Consider the following 14,851-nt stretch of genomic DNA (forward strand, 5'->3'; position numbering starts at 1 on the left):
ATGAACTTGGGGGAGGTCATTAGGATATGAAAAAGACTTGGATGACATTGCTGTTAACGGCATGTATGGTAGCTGCGGCGGGCTGTAGCAGTGGTGGAGACAGTGCGGGTGGGAGTACAGGAACGAACACGGGTGGTCAATCGGCATCCACTACCGATACCCCTAAAATCGGGGTAGCGATCTACAAATTCGATGATACATTCATGACCGGAGTACGGAATTCAATGACAGCTGCTGCTGAAGGGAAGGCGACACTGGATATTGTCGATAGTCAGAATGCACAGCCAACCCAGAACGAGAAAGTCGACCTGTTTGTATCCAAAAAGTATAATGCCATGGCGGTTAACCCAGTCGATCGAACTGCTGCGGGAGTTATTATTGACAAAGCCAAAGCGGCTAGCATCCCAGTGGTATTCCTGAACCGGGAACCCGTTGCGGAGGATATGAACAAGTGGGATAAGGTGTACTACGTAGGCGCAAAGGCTGAGGAGTCCGGTACAATCTCGGGTCAACTCATTGTGGACTACTGGAAGGCTCATCCGGAGGCAGACAAGAACGGAGATGGCAAACTGCAATATGTCATGCTGAAAGGAGAGCCTGGTCATCAGGATGCGGAGCTTAGAACCAAATATTCCGTGCAAGCCATTCAAGATGCTGGAATTGAAGTGGAAGCCTTAGCAGAGGATACGGCGATGTGGGATCGGGTCAAAGGACAGGAGAAAATGCAGGCATTCCTTGCCTCCCATGGAGACAAAATCGAAGCGGTATTAGCCAATAACGATGATATGGCGCTTGGGGCGATTGAAGCGTTGAAGGCGGCTGGATATTTCAAAGATGGCAAAACGATGCCGGTGGTTGGTGTGGATGCTACAGCGCCAGCGATTCAGGCGCTTCAAGATGGCACGATGCTGGGTACAGTGCTGAATGATGCCAAGAATCAGGGTGCTGCGACGGTGGCGCTGGCCTCGGTTTTGGCGAAGGGAGAAACACCTACCAAGGATAACACCGGCTATGATATCACGGATGGCAAGTACGTCTGGATTGCCTACAAAAAAATTACGAAAGACAACATTGCCGACGCCCAATAAACAACAGCAGACATAGGGACGTCCGCCCGAGCGGTGAGGGCGTCCTTTTTTCTGACGGCGTAAGGAAGGGGAGATGAAGGATGGAATCACCTTACCTATTGGAGATGGAGGGAATATCTAAGGCATTTCCGGGTGTGCAGGCATTAAGTCAGGTTACTTTGAAAGTGAAGCCGGGAACAGTTCATGCCCTTATGGGGGAAAATGGGGCTGGTAAGTCCACCTTGATGAAATGTTTGTTTGGCATGTACCGTCCAGATGAAGGGCGCATCCGAATCGAGGGGAATGAGGTCGAGATTCCAAGCTCCAAGGCTGCACTGCAGCAGGGTATCTCGATGATTCATCAGGAATTGAACCCAGTTCCCCATCGACCGGTCATGGAGAATATCTGGCTAGGACGATTCCCCATGAGTGGATTATTCGTCAACGAGAAACGGATGTATAGCGAAACATTGACGTTATTCGAGGATCTGAATCTGGACATTGATCCGAAGGTGAATGCAGGAACACTATCTGTATCCAAAATTCAATCCATGGAAATTGCCAAGGCGGTTTCTTTTCATTCAAAAGTGATTGTCATGGATGAACCAACATCCTCCCTGACGGGCAAGGAAGTGGAGCAACTCTTCGCAATCATTAACGAACTGCGCAGCCGGGGTGTATCGATCATCTACATTTCACACAAAATGGAGGAGATTCTGACCATATCCGATGAAGTCACCATTATGCGTGACGGGTTCGTCGTTGGAACATGGAATGCAGAGGATCTAACGACAGACCTGATCATCACCCGGATGGTGGGGCGAGATCTGAGTGAACGCTTCCCTGAACGAACGAATGTACCTGGAGACGTTATCTTGAAGGCAGAGGCTCTAACGTCCAGCCAGCCGAACTCTTTCCGAGATGTATCGTTTGAGCTGAGAAAAGGGGAAGTGCTCGGTGTTGGTGGACTTGTGGGGGCACAACGAACGGAGCTGATCGAGTCCTTATTCGGACTCCGTACACTTCGCTCAGGTACGATCTCCATTCATGGAAGTAAAGTGAAGATCAACTCACCTGCAGCAGCTAAACGTCACAATATTGCATTGCTGACCGAGGAACGAAGAGTGACTGGGATTTTCCCTGTGTTATCCGTGTATGAAAATACGATCATTGCTAGCCTTAGCCGATACCGTAATCGGATTGGATTGCTTGATGAGGCCAAAGGACGAGAGGTGGCTCGTGAGCAGACAGAGAAGTTCAGAACCAAAATGCCTTCAGTTAACACGTTAATTAGAAACCTCTCGGGTGGTAATCAGCAAAAGGTGCTGCTTGCCCGCTGGCTTCTGACCGATCCCGAAATCTTGCTCTTGGATGAACCTACTCGTGGCATCGACGTAGGTGCCAAATTCGAGATCTACACGATTATTACGGAACTGGCTCGTCAGGGTAAAAGCATCATTATGATCAGCTCAGAAATGCCTGAACTACTGGGGATGTCGGATCGCATTATGGTCATGAGTGAAGGGCGGCTAACGGGGATCGTAGACGGAGCGGAAGCAACGGAGCAGGATATTATGCGACTGGCCGCGCAGCAGCGAATGGCCTAGTCAGGAGGGGAACACATGAACACGCAGGTCGTCAATCAGGTGAAGCAATATGTAGCGCAGCGCGCGATCTTCATCGTACTCATTCTACTGGTCATTGGCATCGCGATAGCTGATCCGAATTTCCTTGCATTCTCTACTTTGCGGGATATATTACAGCAATCCTCTACGCGAGCGATCATAGCACTTGGAGCTGCTTTTATACTAATCACTGGCGGTGTCGATCTGTCCGCGGGTCGCGTCGTAGGTCTAACGGCTGTTGTCTCGGCCTCGATGTTGCAGATAGACGAATATGCCAATCGCTTCTTTCCCGATCTTGTGCAACTGTGGGTAGCGATACCGATTTTTGTGGGCATTTTAGCTGGTTTAGCTGTTGGCTTGGTCAATGGAATCATTGTTGCCAAATTGCATGTTCCTCCATTTATTGCGACATTAGGTACGATGGTTGCTGTATATGGATTGAACTCGATCTATTTCGACACCGAGCCTAACCAATCTCAACCGATCGGTGGTCTGAGACCAGATTTCACAGTCATTGGTTCAGGCTACATTGATCTCGGCGGTGGGTATTCAATTCCTTTTATCGTGTTAATTGCTATTTTTGTTGCACTCATCTGCTGGGTTGTCTTCAACAAGACACGTCTCGGCAAAAATATGTATGCGATTGGCGGCAACATTCAGGCGGCACATGTATCTGGTATTCATGTCGCGCGTAATCTAGTCGTATTATATGCCATTGCGGGAGCACTGTATGGTCTAGGCGGCGTGTTGGAAGCGGCACGTACAGGCGGGGCAACGAACAATTACGGTAATATGTATGAGCTGGATGCGATTGCTGCATGTGTTGTTGGTGGGGTGTCTACAGCCGGAGGAATCGGTACGGTGCCTGGGGTTATGGCTGGTGTATTGATCTTCGGGGTCATTAACTATGGTCTGACCTTTATTGGGGTAAGTCCATACTGGCAGTTAATTATCAAAGGTTTGATTATCGTAGCAGCCGTTGCTTTTGATATTCGTAAGTATATGGCCAAAAAATAAATCATAATCACCGTAGAAGCCAGCTCCTAACAATAATAGGGTGCTGGCTTCTTGATTAGCTCATCTACCGAATAGGATCCATATTACCCCGTATAGGGGGAAGATCAGCGCGCTGAATATGAGCATAAATGAACCGATCCTGTAGGCTAATTTTGCGCCATAGTTCATATGGAACTTTCGTGCAATAATCACTGTGGCTGCCCAGAAGACAATTGCAGCAACAAAGGTAAGGTGAATCCCCTGTTGACCGTTGCTGTAGATCGGCCAGTTAAAATAATCGAATAGGTAATGGCTGAATTGGAATTGTTCGTTACCCCATTGGAAATTAAAGGCGAAACCCATAGCTAGCACAAGCAGAGCCAGTGTACCTATACCTATTGGTTTGCGTCGTTGTTCCATATAGTACCTCCTTAATTAAGAATTAATATTCCAAATTAATCCATTAATGTATTATAACATATTGCGTTCGCTACGAGTTGGGAAAATAAATAGAATCATGTTGAATTTAGAAATACCTCCATTAATCGACAACATCAGCTCACGGCAATCGATATAATATATGCAAATAGGATTGTTCACTACCCGTTCTTATGCAAATGTCTAGTTCATTCGATATGGATAAGGATATGTGTAATAGGCCAAAGGGGGCGAGGCTGTTTGCTAAGTTACACAATGAAAATGATTATTTTTCCACTGGGAAGCCTGTTGATCATTGTATCCTCTCATCTGCTGGATCGTACCTCTTATCTGATGTTAGCCATAGGCTCAGGTGTGCTATTTGTAGCGAGTGTCCTTGCCGAGAGGCGATATCCTGTTTTGCGAAAGGTACACTGGATCTTCCTCGGGGTATTTCATTATTTAACAGAGCTGAACTGGTGCAATATGCTGTATTACATGCTCATTATGTCTCTAATTCAAAATAAACAGCGTGTAACACAGACATTACCCATTTCCCTCTTTCTCATTTTGCAATACACGGTCATTCGGCTCTCGTATGTGCCAATTGATACGTATACGTTACTGGTATCTTTGTTTGACATGATTACAGCAGTTGTCATCATCTTTTTGTACCATACCTTAATCAATAGTGAAGCTGAGAAGCGCAGGCTTAGGGAGAAAAATCAATTCTTAACCCTCCATGATCCGTTAACGGGGTTACTGAATTATGAAGGCTATTTGGGAGTGATCAAACAAGTCGTGGAGGAGCGTCGTTCCTTTACGTTGATTCTTCTAAGCATTCAGAACTTCAACGGCTTTAACCAGGAAGTCGAAGCGAACTGGTGTACAGTGATCAAAGACACAGGAGATCGCATACGGGAACGCTTTGTAGATGCCTACGGTATATCTCGTTATGCAGGTGATCGATTTGCGATTATACTTCCGGAAATAAAGGATGTGGATGAACAAATGGTGACGCTATTGTCCGAGAATTTACAGGGTTTACAAGTGGTATACAGCGCATCAACATACCCCACAGAAGCCGCGTCACATCAGCAATTAATGACGATCGCTGAAGACCGACTACTCCGGCAACAACGTAGCAAATGGCTCAAAAATGAAGAAGAGACTTTCCGTTCCGAAAGGTTGCGATCGGTCGGTGAACTGGCTGCAGGCATGGCACATGAAATTCGTAACCCACTGACAGCTATCCGTGGCTTCTTACAGCTATCTAAAGGACAAGCATTCAATATTGCTCCATGGTATGAAGTAATCATGGGAGAGGTGACCCGGGTGACGGATCTCACCGCTGAATTTCTGCAATTTTCTAAACCTCAGGCGAATCATATGAAGCCAGAACAACTAGCTCATTGTTTGGAGCGGGTGATGTCATTAACTGAGTCAGATGCTGTATCACGCGGACATCGAATCACGCTTGAGATGACGGAGCAGCCTGTGGTTGTGAACATGGATCGGGACAAAATCGTACAGGTGTTGATTAACCTGATACGTAATGCGTTTGAGGCTATGACTGATCCGGGGGAGGTACATATCGATCTAATACATGATGGAGATCGAGCGCTCATCTCGATTACGGATACAGGGAGCGGTATTTCAGCACAGACGATCTCCAAAATATTTAACCCATTCTATACGACGAAGGAAGAAGGTACGGGGCTAGGTTTAGCTCTATGTCAGAAAATTGTGCAGGATCATCAAGGGAAAATTATCGTTAAAAGCATAGAGGGAAGCGGTTCGACGTTTACGTTATACTTCCCGCTCGTTGCTTGAAACTGAAATACGCCGCAGCATCCTTGGAGAAGGAATGTTACGGCGTGTTTGCTGTTGTGTTTCAAGAGGTAAAGTCACTATTAGTGCGTGTTCAAGAAGGTCGGTTTTCAGTACAGAGAAAATGGGGCTTTTTGAACAACCTCTATTAGCTGAGTTGTCCCTGATGTAACTGATAATAGAAGCCTTGTTGCCGCATCAGCTGCTCGTGATTACCTCGCTCAGTGATTTCGCCTGCGTCAATAACAAGAATCTGGTCAGCTTCACGAATGGTGCTGAGCCTGTGGGCGATGACGAAGCTCGTTCGACCTTTCATCAGCGTCCGCATCGCTTGTTGAATATGCATTTCCGTCCGTGTATCTATACTACTCGTGGCTTCATCAAGAATGAGAATGGCGGGATCAGCCAAAATCGCTCTCGCGATCGTTAACAATTGGCGTTGACCTTGGCTTAGGTTGCTGCCACCAGCAATAATTGGTGTGTCGTACCCTTGCGGCAACTTGCGAATGAACGAGTGTGCATTGGCTAGCTCGGCAGCTTGCCGAATCTGCTCTAGTGTTGCATCCGGCTTACCGTAAGCAATATTGTCCCGGATGGTGCCTGAGAATAGGTAAGCATCCTGCAGTACAATGCCAAGCTCACGCCGCAGGGGATCTTTCTCCAATTCAGCAATGTCACAATCATCAATGGTGATGCGTCCTCCTGTAATATCGTAGAAGCGGGGCAGCAGATTAATAATCGTTGTTTTACCTGCACCTGTTGGACCAACCAATGCAATCATCTCGCCTGGCTGTGCGGTAAAGCTGACATCTTTCAGAATAGGTCTTTCGGGTGTATATCCGAAGGATACGTGTTCGAATACAACCTTACCTCGAATCTGCTCCAGTCGCTTTTTCTGCTCCTCCACGTATTCACTCGGTGTATCGATAATATGAAACACACGCTCGGCACCAGCAATCGCGGCTTGAATCAAATTGTACTGGTTCGCCAGATCATTAATCGGGCGTTCAATCTGACGGGAATAAGCAAGGAAGCTTACAATCAGACCGATGGATGTCAGATTATGATAGGCCATCCAACCTCCAACGGCAGCCAGAATAGCGAAGCCAATGTTGTTCATCACGTTCATGGTAGGGCCAACTAACCCTGACACACTCTGAGCCTGCGTACTGGATACACGTAGCTTCTCATTCAGTCCGACAAAATGTTTATGAGCCTCACCTTGACGATTATAGGCAGTAACGACCTTTTGCCCGGCAATCGTCTCTTGCGCATAACCATTCAGTTCACCGAGTAACTTCTGCTGTGCTGTGAAATGCTTTCGCGTTTTGGAAGCAATCAGCCGTGTGGCAATCGTAATTAACGGCACAGTAACTAAGCTTAGAAGGGTGAGCCGCACATCCAGGGCAAGCATGATGGATAATGAGCCAACGAGCAGAATGGCACTCGACATCAATTGGGTCACACTTTGGTTCAGTGTGGTGGATATGTTATCGATATCATTGGTGGCACGGCTCATCAGATCGCCGCTCTGATTTTTATCGAAAAAGCTGATTGGAAGCTGCTGCAGCCGAGAGAAGAGGTCTTGGCGTAGATCCTTCACCGTAAGCTGAGACACACCAATCATAACGAAGGATTGAGCCCACATCATGAGGGAGCCCAGTACATACACGGCCAGTAACAGAAGGCATTCCTTCAGAAGCCCCTCCGTTATTCTGGGGACAATATGTTCATTCACTGCTCGGCCGAGCAGGTAAGGTCCAGCAAGATTTAACAACGTACCAAGGGCAGTCAAGACCAGTGCAGCAATGACGCCTGCTCGATGTTGTCCCATATAAGACCAAACCCGGAGAATAGCGTGTTTTGCATTGTTCGCGCGTACCTTGGGTACTGGCCCTCTGCCTGGTGGCCCCATTCTGCCACCGATTGGAGGCAAGGCAGTTGACTGACTGGAGGACGATATAGATTTAGCCATAGTGAACATCCTCCTTCCGCTGTTGTGAATCATAGATCGACTGGTAGAGTGGCGAATGTGCCATGAGTTGATCATGTGTGCCGCTAGCTACAATGCGCCCTTCTTCAAGTACATAGATACAATCAGCATCCTGTACGGAAGAGATTCGTTGGGCAATCAATATCGTGGTGCTGTCTTTCATCAACGTGTGTAATGCCTTCTGTATGCTTGCTTCAGTTCGAAGATCTACAGCGCTTGTGCTGTCATCCAAGATGAGAACCTCCGGTTGCATGAGAAGCGCACGTGCAATAGAAATCCGCTGTTTCTGACCGCCCGAGAGGTTAACACCTCGTTGTCCTAGCTCGGTGTCATAACCGTCCTTCAGGTTCATAATAAATTCATGTGCAGCCGCTGCTTGCGCAGCTTGACGAATCTCTTCCTCTGTTGCATTGGGTTTGCCGTAACCGATATTGTCCCGAATGCTGCCACTAAACAGGATGGATTCCTGTAATACGATGGAGACGCAGCTACGAAGGTCATGCAGATCCCATTGTTTTACGTTAACTCCGTTGACGAGAACCTCGCCCTGCGAGGCATCATACAATCGAGGGATTAACTGTACTAGTGAGGTTTTGCCTGAGCCGGTAGACCCGAGTAAAGCTACTTTTTCCCCTGGTTTAGCTGTAAAGGTGATTCCAGTCAATGCAGGCTCTCCGTCATACCGGAAGGAAACGTCTCTGAATTCCACCTGTCCGGAACTACTACGATTCATACCGCTTAATGTTTTACCTTCACTAACAATAGAGCTGCCAGATTGAATATCCGGCTGCGTATGGAGCACCTCGTTGATCCGAGCAGCAGACACCTTGGCACGAGAGAAGCTCATCATCATCATTCCGATTGAGGTAAGTGATGAGAGTACAACCGTTACATAGTTAATAAAAGCAATCAGATCCCCGGCAGCGATGCTACCTCCGACCACCTGATAACCGCCAAACCATAATACCGCTACGATGGTTGCATTCAGCATGAGACTCAGAACAGGAGCATTCAAAGTTACAATGCGCCATGCCTTCACCGCTGTTTCGGTATAATCTTGATTGGATTGCTTGAAGCGTAAGCGCTCCAGGTTCGCACGGGCAAATGCTTTGACGACACGAATCCCGGCAAGATTCTCCTGCAGAACAGCATTAACCTTGTCTAATTTATCCTGAACACTTGCGAACAATGGATACGAGGCTCGGATGAGCACATATAGCAAAATAAATAGAACCGGCATCGTCAAGATCAGAATGAACGCCAGCTTAACACTAATCGTAAAAGCCATAATGACACTTCCGATGATCAGCATCGGTGAGCGGATAAACATCCGTAGAAGCATCTGTACAAAGGTCTGCATCTGTGTAATATCACTCGTAAGCCGAGTGATTAGAGAGCCCTCACGGAACGTATCCAGATTGCGGAAGGAGAAGGTCTGAATATGATCAAACAACTCCTGGCGCAGATCAGTGCCATATCCAACCGCAGCTTTACTGGAAAATAACGTGCAACCCGCTCCTCCAACCCAGCCAATTAGCGCAAATAAAAGCATAAATAAACCTGTGCGTATAATGTGGGACAGGTCTCCTGCAAGCACCCCATCATCAACGATGCTTGACATTAGCTTGGGCTGAAGTAGATCCATGGCGACCTCAAGCACCATGAGCAGCGGGGCGAGAATAGCGGCTGACTTATAAGGAGTTAGAAATCGTTTTAATGACCACAATCGGAAAATCACCTCATCTCATATTGCATTTCATGCTGCATGATTTGTAGAACTAGTAACTACATTAGATATCGCGCAAATTCTGCACCATACGCTGCGCGAGCGTGGACATCATCTGTGATTCTTCAGGGGTGAAGCCTTTCTGAGCCTGTTCCTCCAGCTCTTGAAATACCTCCCTTAAATCATGCAGTGCAGTGCGCCCCAGATCCGTGAGGTACACGCGTAGACTCCGCTGATCATTAGGATCGGGTTCCCGTCTTACATAGCCGGATGTTTCCATCCTCTTCAGCATCACGGTTACGGTAGCCGGTGTGCGCCGAAGCTGTTCAGCTAGATGTTTCTGAGTCTGTCCGTCTTCCCGTTCCAACTGAAATAGAAGAGGAGGCTGACCAGGATATAGCTCAGGGTGGTTAACAAGTTTCTCATGAATTTTGTAACGCTGGAGCTTCACTAGTTCGGATAACTGTCCCATTAGACGTTCAGTACGTGCTGGATTCATACGTTTCCATCCTTTTAGAGGTCGTTCAAAAAGCCCACTTTTGAACACGAATATTTAGTTAGTTGACTAACTAAATGATAAGTTTGATTTGACGTAAGGTCAAGGGATTTCCGTTTTCATTAGAGATGCTTATCACAACGTCAGCATCCATCAACATTCAGTTTAGATAAAATTAGAAGAGCGATTCTGGTTGTGCAATTAGGCATGGGAAATATTGACTTGAACGAGATCGATATGTTAAATTGTTATTATCTTTTTGTTAATAACAAAGTGTTAATAACAAAGCGGAATGTTTTTTTAATATGGTATATGGAGGTTCTTGTGGTGGACGGTTCAAGAGATGATGACCAAAAGCATGACCAAAAGCATGATCAAATGAGTGAGCAACAGTTTCTAGCAACCTATAACGTGGGGGATTACGAGCGTCCCTCGGTCACCGTTGATATGCTTGTATTTACGATTCGTAATGAGACACAGTCCAACTATCGTAAACTTGCCGAGCCTGCACTTCAGCTTTTGATGATTCGACGAGGAGGGCATCCCTACCTAGGGCAGTGGGCACTCCCAGGAGGGTTTGTATCCATGGATGAGTCTCTGGAAGAAGCGGCGCGCAGGGAGCTATACACAGAGACCGGGGTAGACAACATTTATTTGGAACAGCTATACACATGGGGCGATGTCCACCGAGATCCGCGCACACGTGTCATCAGTTGTTCCTACATGGCGTTAGTAGATAGCAGTGAGCTAGAGCTTGCAGCTGGTGATGATGCGAGCGAAGCAGACTGGTTTCGCATGGAACAGCGGTTAGTGGAGGAGAAGCGTCATATCCACGAGCATAGGCGAGTAACCGAGCGCCGAATTGAGTTGATTTTGACGAATGGAATTGAGCAACTATCGGCCGTGATTGAAACCAAGGAGTCGATTGAATGGCGAGTGCGAAGTAATAGCATGCGGGTGATGGAAGCGCAGGGGATTGCCTTTGACCATGCCAAGATTATTTTGTATGCGCTGGAGCGTCTGCGTTCGAAGGTTGAGTATACAGACATAGCATTTAATCTCATGCCAGATACGTTTACACTGACAGCACTGCAGAAAGTATACGAAATTATCGGTGGCAAAAAGCTGCTGGCGGCTGCTTTTCGCCGTAAGATCGCGGACTGGGTCGTAGAGACGGGGGAATATGCAGGCAGTGCAGGACATCGCCCATCCCGCTTATATCGATTGAATCCTGATCGACCTGCAACGTAAGGATACGGAAAATAACGCTATAGAGGTTGTTCCTTAAGTCCGTTTTGGAATACGAGATTTAGGTAGAGAAAGGAGGAGATCACATTGGAGAAGTTTACATTTTTCTGGCGCACAGCATCGCCCTTTTCGCAATGGCATCCCGCAGATTTTGCAGTGAATGGTGTATCTTATACCAGCGCGGAGCAATACATGATGCACCAGAAAGCACTATTGTTCGGAGATCAGGCTATTGCAGATAAAATACTGAAGTCAAGCTCCGCATCTGTGCAAAAAAAACTGGGCAGACAGGTTGCTAACTTCAACCAGACAGTCTGGGAAGCGGAGTGCAAGCGCATCGTTTATGAGGGTAATGAAGCGAAATTCACGCAGAATAACGATCTACTGGAAGCATTACTGGCTACTCGCGGCACGACCCTTGTTGAAGCAAGCCCGGATGACCGAATCTGGGGAGTCGGCTTAGCGGAAGAAGACCCACGAATTCGGAATCGCAGAACATGGAGAGGGACGAACTGGTTAGGCGAGATTCTTACCCAGTTGAGAGAAAACATAGAAAGTCGAAGTGATAAACATGAGTGAACATAAACAGAACCAGATCAGCAGCCCAAAGAATCTTAGTCAACAAGGTCACAACCGAACGAACAGAACGACTCCTAACAGAACGACTCATAACCAACCGACGAATCAACGCGCAAGCAGATCTCGGATTGCCCACGAAACGTTAGCTATTCTCGAACAGGGAAGCTATGTCAATTCATATGACCGGAACGTAAGGATCGATGAGGATGTGCAATATGCCATCCAGCATTCAGTGTTATACCGACCAACAGAGCTGCAAACGTTTAAGGATCAGCTGAATCAGTCGGCTCTATCAGCTAAACCATCCAGTACGATCATTGAAGTTACGGGAGAAACAACACTTGCGGCTGCTGCACGTCTAGTGACGGATGAGCAGCTGAAAGATGTCGTCTGCCTAAACTTTGCCTCTGCCAAAAATCCAGGCGGCGGATTTCTTGGGGGAAGTCAGGCACAGGAGGAAAGTCTGGCGCGTGCAACAGGGCTGTACCCGTGCATTGCGCAGATGACAGAGATGTACGAACATAATCGGAAACTGCGAACCTGTCTATATTCGGATCATATGATTTATTCGCCTGAGGTTCCAGTGATTCGTGATGATCAAGATCGATTATTGGTTAAGCCGTATTGTGCAGCCTTCATTACCGCTCCAGCGGTCAATGCCGGTGTTGTGAGAGCGCGAGAAGAAGCTGACGATCAGATGATTGAGTCAGTCATGAAGCAACGAATTCGGTACATTTTGCACGTAGCAATCGCACATGGACACCGAACCATTGTACTAGGTGCATTTGGATGTGGCGTATTTCAGAATGATCCGGTGCAGGTTGCGAAGTTTTTCCATGATGTCCTGATACATGAACATTATCGAGAGGCATTCGAACGTATCGTATTTGCAGTTTTCGATCGAACCAAAGATCAGTCGACATTGAATGCATTTCAGCAGCGTTTCACTGGAGCATAACTTATTAATTGGGAGGAAGTAATCAGTATGGAGTTTAGAGAGATACAGCAGGATTTATTTTCCATGGATGAAGATTATTCGCTAGCTCACTGTATTTCGGCCGATGCCCGTATGGGTGCAGGGATTGCGGTACAGTTTAGAGAACGATTCGGACTTGAGGTACTGCAGGAGCAAGCGAAGCAAGAACCTCTTGAGATCGGGACATGTTATCCGGTAGGACGAACTTTGAATTTGGTCACCAAGGCGAAGTTCTCGAATAAGCCGACATATCAGTCTTTTACCCGTGCAGTTGAATCTATGCATGACGTATGTGTGGCTCAAGGAATTGGCAAGCTAGCTATGCCGCAGATTGGATGTGGGCTGGATCGATTGAAGTGGGAGAAGGTACGGACAATCCTTCAGGATACCTTTGCTGAGACGGATATTGAGATTGTTGTGTGTACGCTATGATCACTTTATGATCCGGAATCGGAGGCTACATCATATCGTTTTTTTGAGGGGAAATGAAAATTTTATCTGCCAGAAAAATAAAAATAAAAATAAAAACAAAAACAAAAAAACCTCGCTAACGCAGGCGGAGTTCCGTTCTGATTCGAACTTCTTCCGTGCGTAGCAGAGGTTTTTCAATTTACGTTATAGAGGTTGTTCAAAAAGTCCGCTTTTGATTACGATGGATGCCTGAAGGCATCTCAGCATCGAAGATGAAATTCAGCCGAAATGTCCGTTGCTCACGTAGTTTTGCCTACGCTCCGCTACTCCATTTCTATCTTCATTCCATCTTGTCGGTACTGAAAACCGACCTTTTTGAACACGCACTTATAGATATGTGTGTTCCATTAACATTATTTACTTGAGAACATTTCCTTAGCTTCATCCAGCGCCATCTGGTTCCCCAGTGCGGAGTAGTCGAGCCAAGGCTGGGCTTTGATAGGGTAGACATGATTTGCTTTTACCGCTTTTAGCCCTTGCCAGATCGGATTATTCTGCAATTCTGTATACATATTCTCCGCGTCTGCATCCGAATTAACTACGACAAATATGGCATCCGCATCGAAGTCTGGCAACACCTCACGAGAAATGACTTGATAAGGTTTAGAGGAATCAAGGTCTTTAATTCCATTGGCTGGAGTTAATCCCAGATCATCGTATAGAATTGGCCCCATCGGACGTTTGGTACTGAATACACGTAATTCTTTAGCTGTCACTCGAATAGCCATAACGGTACCATCGCCGATCTTATCATGAATTAACGATTTTACGTCTTCTGTCTCTGTCGCATAATTCTGAATGAATTGCTCTGCTTCTTTTTCCCGATTTACGAGCTTGCCAATCGCTTTGAGGTTATCGCGCCATGTCCCGTCGTCCAAGTTAAATACATGTACAGGAGCGATTTTCTCGAACTTCGCAATATCATCACCTGAGTACTCCTCATCAAGGTAAATGACGTCCGGTTTCAAAGCAAGCAACGCTTCCATGTCAGGGTCTTTGACTGGTCCGAGTGGTGTGGTGTCCTTCAGGCGGTCAGCCACGTGAGACAAGAACGCTTTGGCTTCCCCGCCAATAACAGAACCTACGGGTGTAATACCTAGAGCGAGCAGATTGTTGGTTAAGTGAATGGACATCGATGCGATTCGCTGATCGCCAGTTGCCGCATTATTATCCTGCTGTTCCGCAGACGTATCTGTAGAGGAACCAGAAGTAGAAGCAGATGAAGATGAATTGCTGGCAGTCCCACAGGCGGCAAGCACGAGTATTAGACAGACGCTAATGAGGAGCATCATATTTTTCTTTAACATGGGTAATCACATTCTCCTTGGACATCTCATAGATGCATAATAGTTTGAAGTAACAACATTGGATATAGCAACAGCAGTTATTCTTCTTGAATTGAACTAATAGGCTAATTCAACTCGGGA

13 protein-coding genes are annotated in these 14,851 nt (G+C 46.8%); 8 read left to right on the forward strand and 5 right to left on the reverse strand.

The features are described from left to right. Window positions 1-26 precede the first annotated feature (26 nt). From M3636_RS18980 to mglC, 3 genes are all read left to right on the forward strand, one after another. A complete protein-coding gene (locus tag M3636_RS18980; protein ID WP_251383614.1) occupies window positions 27-1,088 on the forward strand; it encodes a galactose ABC transporter substrate-binding protein in 1,062 nt (353 codons plus the stop codon). Between the two features lie 80 nt (window positions 1,089-1,168). After that, window positions 1,169-2,674, forward strand: a complete 1,506-nt coding sequence (locus M3636_RS18985) for a sugar ABC transporter ATP-binding protein (RefSeq protein ID WP_251383615.1) — start codon at window positions 1,169-1,171, stop codon at window positions 2,672-2,674. A 15-nt stretch (window positions 2,675-2,689) separates the two neighbouring features. Further along, on the forward strand, window positions 2,690-3,709 hold the full coding sequence (gene mglC, locus M3636_RS18990; protein WP_128100554.1) for a galactose/methyl galactoside ABC transporter permease MglC: 1,020 nt from the start codon (window positions 2,690-2,692) through the stop codon (window positions 3,707-3,709). A gap of 60 nt (window positions 3,710-3,769) precedes the next feature. Here mglC and M3636_RS18995 read toward each other — a convergent pair whose 3' ends face one another. Further along, window positions 3,770-4,108, reverse strand: a complete 339-nt coding sequence (locus M3636_RS18995) for a hypothetical protein (protein WP_145407253.1) — start codon at window positions 4,106-4,108, stop codon at window positions 3,770-3,772. 258 nt (window positions 4,109-4,366) lie between these two features. On the opposite strand from M3636_RS18995, the gene M3636_RS19000 reads away from it, so the two are divergent. After that, window positions 4,367-5,938 carry an ATP-binding protein gene (locus M3636_RS19000; protein WP_251383616.1) on the forward strand — a complete coding sequence of 524 codons (1,572 nt, stop codon included), beginning with the start codon at window positions 4,367-4,369 and terminating at the stop codon, window positions 5,936-5,938. Window positions 5,939-6,083: 145 nt separating this feature from the next. On the opposite strand, the gene M3636_RS19005 is transcribed toward M3636_RS19000, so the two are convergent. From M3636_RS19005 to M3636_RS19015, 3 genes are all read right to left on the reverse strand, one after another. Further along, a complete protein-coding gene (locus M3636_RS19005; RefSeq protein WP_251383617.1) occupies window positions 6,084-7,910 on the reverse strand; it encodes an ABC transporter ATP-binding protein in 1,827 nt (608 codons plus the stop codon). Continuing rightward, complete coding sequence (locus M3636_RS19010) at window positions 7,903-9,654, reverse strand: ABC transporter ATP-binding protein (protein WP_251383618.1); 1,752 nt, start codon at window positions 9,652-9,654, stop codon at window positions 7,903-7,905. Before M3636_RS19010 ends, M3636_RS19005 begins: the two co-directional genes overlap by 8 nt. Window positions 9,655-9,718: 64 nt before the next feature. Continuing rightward, window positions 9,719-10,153, reverse strand: coding sequence for a MarR family winged helix-turn-helix transcriptional regulator (locus M3636_RS19015; protein WP_251383619.1), 435 nt, complete (start codon window positions 10,151-10,153; stop codon window positions 9,719-9,721). A gap of 375 nt (window positions 10,154-10,528) precedes the next feature. Here M3636_RS19015 and M3636_RS19020 point away from each other — a divergent pair, with 375 nt between their 5' ends. The 4 genes from M3636_RS19020 (at window position 10,529) to M3636_RS19035 (ending at window position 13,385) form a co-directional block, all read left to right on the forward strand. Further along, window positions 10,529-11,401, forward strand: a complete 873-nt coding sequence (locus tag M3636_RS19020; protein ID WP_128104329.1) for an NUDIX hydrolase — start codon at window positions 10,529-10,531, stop codon at window positions 11,399-11,401. 84 nt (window positions 11,402-11,485) lie between these two features. Continuing rightward, complete coding sequence (locus tag M3636_RS19025; protein WP_128100559.1) at window positions 11,486-11,977, forward strand: riboflavin biosynthesis intermediates N-glycosidase; 492 nt, start codon at window positions 11,486-11,488, stop codon at window positions 11,975-11,977. Beyond that, a complete protein-coding gene (locus M3636_RS19030) occupies window positions 11,970-12,935 on the forward strand; it encodes a TIGR02452 family protein (protein WP_251383620.1) in 966 nt (321 codons plus the stop codon). The genes M3636_RS19025 and M3636_RS19030 overlap by 8 nt, the downstream gene beginning before the upstream one ends. Window positions 12,936-12,962: 27 nt before the next feature. Further along, window positions 12,963-13,385 carry a macro domain-containing protein gene (locus M3636_RS19035; protein ID WP_128100560.1) on the forward strand — a complete coding sequence of 141 codons (423 nt, stop codon included), beginning with the start codon at window positions 12,963-12,965 and terminating at the stop codon, window positions 13,383-13,385. Window positions 13,386-13,777: 392 nt separating this feature from the next. Here M3636_RS19035 and M3636_RS19040 read toward each other — a convergent pair whose 3' ends face one another. Next, on the reverse strand, window positions 13,778-14,731 hold the full coding sequence (locus M3636_RS19040; protein WP_128100561.1) for an iron-hydroxamate ABC transporter substrate-binding protein: 954 nt from the start codon (window positions 14,729-14,731) through the stop codon (window positions 13,778-13,780). Window positions 14,732-14,851: the final 120 nt, after the last annotated feature.

The sequence above is a fragment of the Paenibacillus sp. MER 99-2 genome (assembly GCF_023714095.1).
GTDB lineage: Bacteria > Bacillota > Bacilli > Paenibacillales > Paenibacillaceae > Paenibacillus.

Coding starts and splice junctions, on each gene's coding strand:
- M3636_RS19015 (WP_251383619.1), bottom strand. CDS start 10,153: ATGAATCCAGCACGTACTGAACGTCTAATGGGACAGTTATCCGAACTA.
- M3636_RS18995 (WP_145407253.1), bottom strand. CDS start 4,108: ATGGAACAACGACGCAAACCAATAGGTATAGGTACACTGGCTCTGCTT.
- M3636_RS19030 (WP_251383620.1), top strand. CDS start 11,970: ATGAGTGAACATAAACAGAACCAGATCAGCAGCCCAAAGAATCTTAGT.
- mglC (WP_128100554.1), top strand. CDS start 2,690: ATGAACACGCAGGTCGTCAATCAGGTGAAGCAATATGTAGCGCAGCGC.
- M3636_RS19020 (WP_128104329.1), top strand. CDS start 10,529: ATGAGTGAGCAACAGTTTCTAGCAACCTATAACGTGGGGGATTACGAG.
- M3636_RS19035 (WP_128100560.1), top strand. CDS start 12,963: ATGGAGTTTAGAGAGATACAGCAGGATTTATTTTCCATGGATGAAGAT.
- M3636_RS19005 (WP_251383617.1), bottom strand. CDS start 7,910: ATGGCTAAATCTATATCGTCCTCCAGTCAGTCAACTGCCTTGCCTCCA.
- M3636_RS18980 (WP_251383614.1), top strand. CDS start 27: ATGAAAAAGACTTGGATGACATTGCTGTTAACGGCATGTATGGTAGCT.
- M3636_RS18985 (WP_251383615.1), top strand. CDS start 1,169: ATGGAATCACCTTACCTATTGGAGATGGAGGGAATATCTAAGGCATTT.
- M3636_RS19040 (WP_128100561.1), bottom strand. CDS start 14,731: ATGTTAAAGAAAAATATGATGCTCCTCATTAGCGTCTGTCTAATACTC.